The organism is Gordonia sp. NPDC003376 (genome assembly GCF_053589235.1).
The window spans coordinates 175,257-185,141 of the sequence record NZ_JBSFRM010000003.1 but is presented as its reverse complement, the minus strand read 5'-3'; the positions used below and the strand labels follow the sequence as shown (position 1 = coordinate 185,141).

At 68.3% G+C, this 9,885-nt stretch carries 7 protein-coding genes; 5 read left to right on the top strand and 2 right to left on the bottom strand.

The window, feature by feature from the left end; translation table 11 throughout:
* The first annotated feature begins 210 nt into the window (after nucleotides 1-210).
* Nucleotides 211-1,632: a DNA polymerase IV gene (locus ACWDUA_RS04845; RefSeq protein ID WP_449750041.1), complete on the top strand. Its 1,422-nt coding sequence runs from the start codon at nucleotides 211-213 to the stop codon at nucleotides 1,630-1,632.
* Nucleotides 1,633-1,636: 4 nt separating this feature from the next.
* On the opposite strand, the gene ACWDUA_RS04840 is transcribed toward ACWDUA_RS04845, so the two are convergent.
* Nucleotides 1,637-2,599 (bottom strand): asparaginase, encoded by a 963-nt coding sequence (locus tag ACWDUA_RS04840; protein ID WP_449749867.1) that lies wholly within the window; start codon nucleotides 2,597-2,599, stop codon nucleotides 1,637-1,639.
* Nucleotides 2,600-2,783: 184 nt separating this feature from the next.
* On the opposite strand from ACWDUA_RS04840, the gene ACWDUA_RS04835 reads away from it, so the two are divergent.
* Nucleotides 2,784-3,359, top strand: coding sequence for a hypothetical protein (locus ACWDUA_RS04835; RefSeq protein ID WP_449749866.1), 576 nt, complete (start codon nucleotides 2,784-2,786; stop codon nucleotides 3,357-3,359).
* 173 nt (nucleotides 3,360-3,532) lie between these two features.
* On the opposite strand, the gene ACWDUA_RS04830 is transcribed toward ACWDUA_RS04835, so the two are convergent.
* Nucleotides 3,533-4,513 carry a hypothetical protein gene (locus ACWDUA_RS04830; protein WP_449749865.1) on the bottom strand — a complete coding sequence of 327 codons (981 nt, stop codon included), beginning with the start codon at nucleotides 4,511-4,513 and terminating at the stop codon, nucleotides 3,533-3,535.
* A gap of 61 nt (nucleotides 4,514-4,574) precedes the next feature.
* Between ACWDUA_RS04830 and lspA the strand changes: the two genes are divergently transcribed.
* The 3 genes from lspA (at nucleotide 4,575) to dnaE (ending at nucleotide 9,836) form a co-directional block, all read left to right on the top strand.
* Complete coding sequence (gene lspA, locus ACWDUA_RS04825) at nucleotides 4,575-5,180, top strand: signal peptidase II (RefSeq protein WP_449749864.1); 606 nt, start codon at nucleotides 4,575-4,577, stop codon at nucleotides 5,178-5,180.
* On the top strand, nucleotides 5,173-6,099 hold the full coding sequence (locus tag ACWDUA_RS04820) for an RluA family pseudouridine synthase (RefSeq protein WP_449749863.1): 927 nt from the start codon (nucleotides 5,173-5,175) through the stop codon (nucleotides 6,097-6,099). Before lspA ends, ACWDUA_RS04820 begins: the two co-directional genes overlap by 8 nt.
* A 197-nt stretch (nucleotides 6,100-6,296) precedes the next feature.
* The gene (gene dnaE, locus ACWDUA_RS04815) at nucleotides 6,297-9,836 is read left to right on the top strand and encodes a DNA polymerase III subunit alpha (RefSeq protein ID WP_449749862.1); all 3,540 of its coding nucleotides are present in this window, start codon (nucleotides 6,297-6,299) and stop codon (nucleotides 9,834-9,836) included.
* Nucleotides 9,837-9,885: the final 49 nt, after the last annotated feature.

Below are 9,885 nucleotides of genomic sequence, written 5' to 3'. Positions count from 1 at the left end.
TCCCGTGGTGTCGTCCCGACGGTGCCCGTGGTGTCGTCCCGACGGTGCCCGTGGTGTCGTCCCGACGGTGCCCGTGGTGTCGTCCCGACGGTGCCCGTGGTGTCGTCCCGACGGTGCCCGTGGTGTCGTCCCGACGGTGCGCCCGCCTAGGATGTCGACGTGTCACCCGAAGTCGTTTCCGCACCGACCGAGTCGAGTGCCCGCTGGGTGATGCACCTCGACATGGATGCCTTCTTCGCATCGGTGGAACAGCTCACCCGTCCGACCCTGGCCGGACGGCCGGTCCTCGTCGGCGGGCTCGGGGGCCGCGGTGTGGTGGCCGGTGCCAGCTACGAATCCCGGGTCTTCGGCGCCAGGTCGGCGATGCCGATGCATCAGGCCCGACGCCTCGTCGGGCCGCAAGCGGTGGTGCTCCCGCCACGTGGCGCGGTGTACCGCGCGGTGAGCGAGCGGATCTTCGCGCGGGTGCGATCGGTGGTCGGTGTGATCGAGATGCTCTCCTTCGACGAGGCCTTCGCCGAACCGGCCGAACTCGTCGGGGCGACCGGCGCCGACGCCGAAGTATTCGCCGAGGAACTACGCGGCCACATCCGCGACGAGGTGGGACTCGCCGCGTCGGTCGGATTCGGTTCCGGCAAACAGATCGCCAAGATCGCCTCCGGGATGGCCAAACCCGATGGGGTGATGGTGATCCCACCGAGTCGGGAACTCGCCTTCCTGCACTCTCTCCCGGTTCGCAAACTATGGGGGATCGGTCCCGTGTCGGGTGATCGTCTCTCGCGCATCGGGGTGACCACGATCGGCGAGTTCGCCGCCCTCAGCGATGTCGAGGTGGCGTCGTTGTTGGGCGCCACCGTCGGTCCGGCGTTGCACCGGCTGGCGCAGGGCATCGACGACCGGCCGGTCACCGAACGTGCTGCAGCCAAACAGATCTCGGCCGAATCGACCTTTCAGCGTGACATCGTCGACCTCGCTGGACTCCGTCCGGCCATCGAGAAGGCCGCCGCCGACGCACACCGCAGGCTCGTCGCCGACGGTCGCGCCGCTCGCACAGTGGTGCTCAAGCTCAAGCGTTCCGACATGTCCGTGCTGACCCGCAGTTCCACCCTGCCCACGGCGACCGCCGATCTCGATGTGCTTGCGGCACTGGCACTTCGGATGGCCCTCGACCCACTCGAGATCGGTCCGGTGCGGCTCGTCGGCGTCGGCTACTCGGGGCTCGGTACGGTGGAGCAGTACGCCCTGTTCGACGAGGAGTCGGGCGCGGATGTCGCGTCGGTCACTCTTCCCGATGTCACTCTTCCCGATGTCACCGTCCCCGACACCACTGCGCCGAACGTCACTGCGCCGAACGTCACTGCGCGCGACGACGTGCGTCCCGGCGGCCGTCTGATCGGCGCCCAGCAGGTCGGCGGACCACCGGAGAACCGGTGGGCCACCGGCGCCGACGTCCGCCATCCCGAGCACGGCCACGGCTGGGTTCAGGGCAGTGGACACGGTCGGGTCACCGTCCGCTTCGAGACCCGATCCACCGGACCCGGTTTCGCACGGACCTTCGCCGAGGACGACCCGGATCTGCGGGCCGGTGACCCGCTCGACTCGCTGGACTGGTCGTCGGCGTCGGACATCTAGGGCGTCAGCGTTCGCGCGGATCCGATGCGGAGAAGAAGTCCGCGACCTCGGCTGCGTCGCATCCGGTGGACAGCAACGCCAGCAACGCCATCCGGGCCTGCGGTGCGCGCAACCAGCGCGACACCACCGCGCCCGCCCGCTCGAGGTCGACCGCACCACCTCCGCCGCCGTAGGTCGCGGCGACCGGACCGAAGGGGACACGGGTGGTGAGTACCACGATCACCCCGCGCTGCCGGGCCAGGCTCACCTCGGCGGTGATGTCGGGATGGGCATTGCCCGATCCGGTGCCTGCCAGGACGATTCCGGCAGCGTTCTGCGCCACCGAGGCCGCGATCAATCCCGGCGACACCCCGGGATAGAGCGTGTAGGCGTCCACCCGGACCGGCCGGCCTGCCGGGACCGGCCCGGTCAGCAACGGTCGCGGCAGGTCGCCGTGGACGGTGTCGAAGGACTCGGGGCCCGCGGTCTGCGCCTTGAACGCGCCCCGGGCGGCGGTGTCGGTGCCGGCCATCATGATCCGCACCCCGCGACCGCGTGATGCGGGGTCGTCGGCCAGTCGGATCGCATCGGCGAGATTGGCCGGTCCGTCGGAGTGCGGTGAGTCCGCGGGATGGGCCGCACCGGTGAAGACCACCGGCCGTGGATCGGCGGCGAACAGATCTGCCAGAAAGGCGGTCTCCTCCATGGTGTCGGTGCCATGGGTGACCACCACGCCGTCGACGGTCGCATCGGCGAGGGTGTCGGTGATCGCCGCCACGATCCGGAACTGATCCGACGGGGTCAACGACGACGAGTCCACCGACATCAGGTCGAGCGCCTCCACATCGGGCGACTCGGGCACCTCGGTCCCGTCGGAGAGCAGCTCCGACGCCGACAGCACCGGCACCGCGCCGTCGGCGGTGGTACGCGAGGCGATCGTTCCGCCGGTCGTGATGACGACGATGCGTTTCGGGGCGGTGGGTGACATGTCTGACAAGGTTTCCGGGAACCCGGGCTTCTCGTCAACCGTTGCCGGGGCGTGCCCGCGACGTCGATGCGTCCCGCGGTCATCTCCGATGCCGTTTGGCATAGTGGGGGGAGTTCCGACCGGCCCGGTCGCGGCACCTCCGGGTGTGTAGTCAGTCAGTGTGTGAAGACAGTGAGGGAGATCGTTGAAGTTTCCGAAGATCGTAGGTGCGGTGACGTTGGCCGCAGCGGTGATGATGGGTGTCGCAGCCTGTGGTGGTGACAGTTCCGACGACGTCCCGACCGTTCCGCAGACCTCCAGCGTCGCCTCTACCTCGGGTGCGGCAGGTGCTGCCGACGTCACCGACCCGAAGGTCCTGCCGACCGTGGCACAGCTGAACACCATGCTCGACACCGCGCTCGATCCGAACGTGCCGAACGCGCAGAAGACCCAGCTGGTGCAGGGCTCCGAGAAGGACCCCGCGATCTACGACAAGCTGGTCAAGGCGCGTGAGGACAACCCGGGAGTCACCTACAAGATCCTCGGCCCGGTCATCGCGGACGGCCCCAACAAGGCCACCGTCAAGGTGCAGATCAAGCTGCCGGACAACCCGCCGACCCCGTTCGACGCGCAGATCGTCTACGACAGCGGCCGCTGGAAGCTCGCGAGCAGCACGGTGTGCCCGCTGGTCACCGGTAACGGCATCGAGAGCGCAATGTGCCCGACCTCGTCGACCACCACCAAGTCGACCACCAAGAAGTCGACCCCGGCGACGAACTGAGCGTCACGCTCGGCGTCCGCACCACGACCGGTGGTCGTCGGCCTCATCGGGGCCGATGACCACCGGTTCGTCGTCTCCGGGTTCGTCATGGCCGGGTTCGTCGTCTCCGGGTTCGTCATGGCCGGGTTCGTCATCTCGGGTGGACGAGCCCGGCCGCCGCGGCCGGACCGCGCTCACCGCCAGGCGAGGGTGAAGCCGAGTTTCTGCAGCAGCGACTGGTCGCCGGCACCGGCGAGCTCGCGTGCCCCGGTGTAGGTGGCCTGTCCGCCGACCGGCAGCCCGCGGGTGAGGTCGAGGGTGACCTCGCCGGAGCCGGTGTAGGAGTAGCGGGCGATGGTCAGCGTGGCGTCGCCGCCGGGGATGGTGAAAACCGAGTTCACCGGGGACTCCTCGGCGGTGAACGCGATGGTCAGCCGATTGCCGTCCCACGCGGTCAGGCGTGCCTCCACGGTCTGTACGACCGTGGCCGCGGAGGCGATGGTCCGTTCGGTGCGCCAGGTGGCGCCCACCCCGATCGCGTCGACCGGCACGGTGATCGCATCGTGCAGGGCCTGGACGAGGGACTGCTCGATCGCATTGCGCGCCTCCGACGACGACGCGTCGGTGGGGGCGAGCCGCAACGACAGCGGTGCCAGCCCGGGCCCCAACGAGATCGCACCGGTGCTGCCCGCCGCCGCGGCCAGCTGCTGCCGCAGGGCCGGGTCGGGCGATGTCGGCGTGCCCAGGGTCAGGTCGAGCTCGGTGTCCGAGGAGCAGTCGAATCGGGCGGTGAGGGGCATCTCGACGGTCCGCGTGGTGGCCGCCGACACCGACTCCTCGGTGGACGAGGTGGTCAGCGTCACCTGCTGGGGGCTGGTGCGGTCCGGCACGGCCGCGGCGACCCGGCGCGGTTCGGTGCCGGCGCCGGTCAGGCTCACCGAGGCCGAGGGCAGACCGATCGCGGTCGCGTTCGCGGCGGCCGGCTGCGCCGCACATCCCGTCGTGGGTGCGGCCACCGACGACGTCGTCGAGGTGGTCTCGCCGCCGGATCCGCAGCCGGCGAGCAGGAGCGAGGTGGCGGCCAGACCCGCCCCGATCGCGACGTGGAGCCGGCGGTGACGCGTCGGACGGTGAGGCGTCGGAGGGGGGACAGAACCCGGCAGAGCGGCGGTCACGGACACAGCGGTCAAGCGTATTGCACGCGTCAGGGATGATGGTCACGTGGATGATGCAGCGATGAGTGAGACACCGCAGCCGGCGGGCGTTCCGAAGCGGAGGCCGGTCCTGCTGGTGCTGGCGGCGATCGCCGGGACCGTCGTGGTGCTGGACATACTGACCAAGACCTGGGCGGTCAAGACCATCGTCCCCGGCGACCCGGTCCACATCATCGGCGACGCGGTCACCTTGCGGATGGTGCGCAACTCGGGGGCGGCCTTCTCGATGGCGGAGGGCTACACCTGGGTGCTCACCCTGATCGCGCTGGCGGTGATCGCGGTGATCATCCGCTTCAGCGGCCGACTCCGCTCGGCGTGGTGGATGCTGGGCCTGGGACTCGTCCTCGGCGGTGCCCTCGGCAATCTGGTCGACCGCATCTTCCGTGCCCCCGGCGTGCTGCGCGGCCATGTCGTCGACTTCATCTCGGTCGGCTGGTGGCCGGTGTTCAACGTGGCCGACTCGGCAGTGGTGTGCGGGGCGATCCTGCTGGTGGTGTTGTCGCTGCTCGGGTTCGACTACGACGGCAGCCGTTCCGGGTGGGCCGCGCGACACGGCCGTGAACAGGAACCGGTCACCGCACCCACGTCCCCGGATTCGACCTCGAAGGAGAGTGACCGCGATGCGTGAGTCACGGTCACTGCCGGTGCCCGACGGCGTCGACGGGATGCGGCTGGATGCCGGCGTCGCCCGGATTCTCGGCCTGTCCCGCACGGTGGCGGCGCGCCTGGCCGACGACGGCGACATCACCGTCGACGGCATGTCGGTGGACAAGTCGCACAAGCTCGCCGCCGGGAGCTGGCTCGACGTGCTGCTGCCCGCGCCGGCCGAGCCGCTGCGGGTGGAACCGACCCCGGTCGAGGACCTCGAGGTGATCTACCACGACTCCGACATCATCGTCGTCGACAAACCGGTCGGGGTGGCCGCCCACCCGTCGCTGGGGTGGTCGGGTCCCACCGTGGTGGGGGCGCTCGAGGCGGCCGGCTACCGGATCTCCACGTCGGGTGCCGCCGAACGGCAGGGCATCGTGTCGCGGCTCGACGTCGGCACCTCGGGTGTGATGGTGCTCGCGGTGTCCGAGCGGGCGTATTCGCTCCTCAAACACGCCTTCAAGTACCGCGAGGTGGACAAGGGGTACCACGCGCTGGTGCAGGGACACCTCGACCCGCCGGAGGGCACGATCGACGCGCCGATCGGCCGGCACCGCGGCAACGACTGGAAGTTCGCGGTCACCGCCAACGGCAAGCCGAGTGTCACCCACTACGAGACGCTGGAGATGTTCGCGGCGGCGTCGCTGCTCGACATCCACCTCGAGACCGGACGGACCCACCAGATCCGCGTGCACTTCTCGGCGTTGCACCACCCGTGCTGCGGTGACATGACCTACGGCGCCGACCCGACCCTGGCGAAGAAGTTGGGCCTGGAACGGCAGTGGCTGCACGCGCACTCGCTGGGCTTCGCGCACCCCGCCGATGGCCGGCGGGTGGAGTTCGTCAGCCGCTACCCGCGTGATCTGCAGCACGCGCTCGACGCGCTGCGGGAGGGATAGACGCGGGTCCGCATGCTCGGCGCGTCCGGCATACCATCCGTCACTCCGGGCACACCCGGGCGCGCCCGCACGGTCCTGTCGGACCGACGGCCTAGAGTTGATGCAGTTCGTCCCCGACCGACCACATCCGTGGTCGGGCCGAGGTCGGCGTTCGATCTGTTCCATCCGTTCCACACTGTTTGAGGTGAGAGGCGTCCGTGGCCGATTCGTTTGTTCACCTGCACAATCACACCGAGTACTCGATGCTCGACGGCGCCGCGAAGGTGTCGCCGCTGTTCGCCGAGGCGAAACGGCTGGGCATGACCGCGATCGGCATGACCGACCACGGCAACATGTTCGGTGCGAGTGAGTTCTACAACACCGCGGTCAAGAACGACATCACCCCGATCATCGGCATCGAGGCCTACATCGCCCCGGAGTCGCGGTTCAACACCAAGCGTGTGCAGTGGGGCACCCGTGACCAGAAGGGCGACGACGTCTCGGGTTCGGGCGCCTACACGCACATGACGATGGTCGCCGCCAACGCGACCGGCCTGCGTAATCTGTTCAAGCTGTCCTCGCTCGCCTCGATCGAAGGGCAGCTGGGCAAGTGGGCGCGGATGGACGCCGACCTGATCGCCCACCACGCCGAGGGCATCATCGCCACCACCGGCTGCCCGTCGGGGGAGGTCCAGACCCGGCTACGCCTCGGCCACGACCGTGAGGCCCTCGAGGCCGCGGCCAAGTGGCAGGAGATCTTCGGCCCGGAGAACTTCTACCTCGAGGTGATGGAACACGGCCTGGAGATCGAACGCCGGGTGCGTGACGGTCTCCTCGACATCGGTCGTCAGCTGGGCATCAAGCCGTTGGCCACCAACGACTGCCATTACGTCACCAGGGAGCACGCGGCCGCGCACGAGGCGCTGCTGTGTGTGCAGACCGGCAAGACCCTGTCCGATCCCACCCGGTTCAAGTTCGACGGCGACGGCTACTTCCTGAAGTCCGCCGCCGAGATGCGTGAGCTGTGGGACAACGAGATCCCCGGCGCCTGCGATTCGACGCTGGAGATCGGTGAGCGGATCGAGTCCTACGCCGATGTCTTCACCCATCGCGACCGCATGCCGATCTTCCCGGTGCCCGACGGCGAGACCCAGCAGACCTGGTTGCGCAAGGAGGTCGCGGCAGGACTGAACCGGCGATTCCCGGGTGGTGCCCCGGAGGACTACCTCCGGCGCGCCAACTACGAGCTCGACGTCATCATCCAGATGGGTTTCCCGGCGTACTTCCTCGTCGTCGGCGACCTCATCCGCCACGCCCTCGAGGTCGGCATCCGCGTCGGCCCAGGCCGTGGTTCGGCCGCCGGTTCGCTGGTCGCCTGGGCGTTGGGCATCACCAACATCGACCCGATCCCGCACGGTCTGCTGTTCGAGCGATTCCTGAACCCCGAGCGTGTGTCGATGCCCGATATCGACATCGACTTCGACGATCGCCGTCGCGGTGAGATGGTGCGCTATGCCACCGAGCGGTGGGGCAGCGAGAAGGTCGCCCAGGTCATCACCTTCGGGACCATCAAGACCAAGGCCGCGATCAAGGACTCGGCCCGGGTCCAGTTCGGCCAGCCCGGGTTCGCCATCGCCGACCGCATCACCAAGGCGCTGCCGCCGCCCATCATGGCCAAGGACATCCCGGTCTGGGGTATCACCGATCCCGAGCACGAGCGGTTCGGTGAGGCCGCCGAGGTCCGCACACTGATCGAGACCGATCCGGACGTCAAGAAGATCTACGACACCGCGCTCGGGCTCGAGGGCCTGATCCGCAACGCGGGTGTGCACGCGTGTGCGGTGATCATGTCGTCGGAGCCGTTGACCGACGCCATCCCGGTGTGGAAGCGCGCCCAGGACGGTGCGATCATCACCGGCTGGGACTACCCGTCGTGTGAGGCCATCGGCCTGCTGAAGATGGACTTCCTGGGTCTGCGCAACCTCACCGTCATCGGTGACGCCCTGGAGAACATCAAGACCAACCGGGGCATCGATCTCGACCTCGACACCCTGCCGCTCGAGGACCCCAAGACCTACGAGCTGCTCGCCCGCGGTGACACCCTCGGTGTGTTCCAGCTCGACGGCGCGGCGATGCGTGAACTGCTGAAGATGATGCAGCCCACCGGGTTCGAAGACATCGTCGCCGTGCTCGCGCTGTACCGGCCGGGGCCGATGGGTGTCAATGCCCACACCGATTACGCCAAGCGCAAGAACGGTCTGCAGGACATCAGGCCGATCCACCCGGAGCTCGAAGAGCCGCTCAAGGAGATCCTGGCCGAGACCTACGGCCTGATCGTCTACCAAGAGCAGATCATGCAGATCGCGCAGAAGGTGGCCGGGTACTCGCTCGGGCAGGCAGACCTGCTCCGCCGCGCGATGGGCAAGAAGAAGAAGGAGATCCTCGACGAGGCCTACGACGGCTTCGCCGAGGGCATGCGTGACAACGGTTTCTCGCAGGCCGCGATCACCGCGCTGTGGGACACCGTCCTCCCGTTCGCCGGCTATGCGTTCAACAAGTCGCACGCCGCCGGTTACGGTCTGGTCTCTTTCTGGACCGCCTACCTCAAGGCCAACTTTCCGGCCGAGTACATGGCCGGGCTGCTCACCTCGGTCGGCGACGACAAGGACAAGGCGGCGATCTATCTCGCCGACTGTCGCAAGCTCGGCATCACGGTGTTGCCGCCCGACGTCAACGAGTCGCAGCGCAACTTCGCCGCCGTCGGTGCCGACATCCGCTTCGGTCTGGCCGCGATCCGCAACGTCGGATCCGGTGTGGTCGGCTCGATCATCGAGGCGCGGTCGGAGAAGGGGAAGTTCACCGGTTTCTCCGACTACCTCAACAAGATCGACGTCACCGCCTGCAACAAGAAGGTGACCGAGTCGCTGATCAAGGCCGGGGCGTTCGACTCGCTCGACCACCCGCGCAAGGGTCTGTTCCTGATCCACACCGAGGCCATCGAATCGGTCATCGGTACCAAGAAGGCCGAGGCCGTCGGACAGTTCGACCTGTTCGGCGGAGGCGACGACGCCGCCGATCCCGGCCTGGCCGAGGTGTTCGCGGTCAAGGTGCCCGACCAGGAATGGGACACCAAGCACAAGCTGACCCTGGAACGCGAGATGCTCGGCCTGTACGTGTCCGGGCATCCGCTGGCCGGTGTCGAGCATGCGATCGCCGCGCTGACCGACACCTCGATCACGCAACTACTCGAGGGCAACATCTCCGATGGCGCGCAGATCACCATCGGCGGAATCATCTCCTCGGTGACCCGGCGGGTGAACAAGAAGGGCGAACCGTGGGCGGCGGTGACCCTCGAGGACATGGTCGGTGGGGTGGAGGTGTACTTCTTCCCGCGGGCGTTCACCGCCTACGGCATGGACATCACCCCCGACAACATCGTGCTGGTCAAGGCGCGTGTGAACATGCGCGACGACTCGATGATGATCAGCGCCAACGATCTCGCGGTGCCCGATCTCGCGGCCGCCGGGGCGTCCAAGCCGGTGTCGCTCACCTTGCCGGCTCGGATGTGCACCCCCGACCGGGTGCAGGCCCTCAAGCAGGTCCTGACCCGCCACCCGGGGACGGCTGACGTGCACGTCAACCTGGTCAGCGACCAGCGGTCGACGATGCTGCGGTTGACCGAGTCGCTAAGGGTCACGCCGAGTTCGGCGCTGATGGGTGACCTCAAGGCACTGCTCGGGCCGAGTTGCCTGACCTGACCTGACCCCCGCCCGCCGGAACTGCGGTTTCACCCTCTCCCTCGGATAA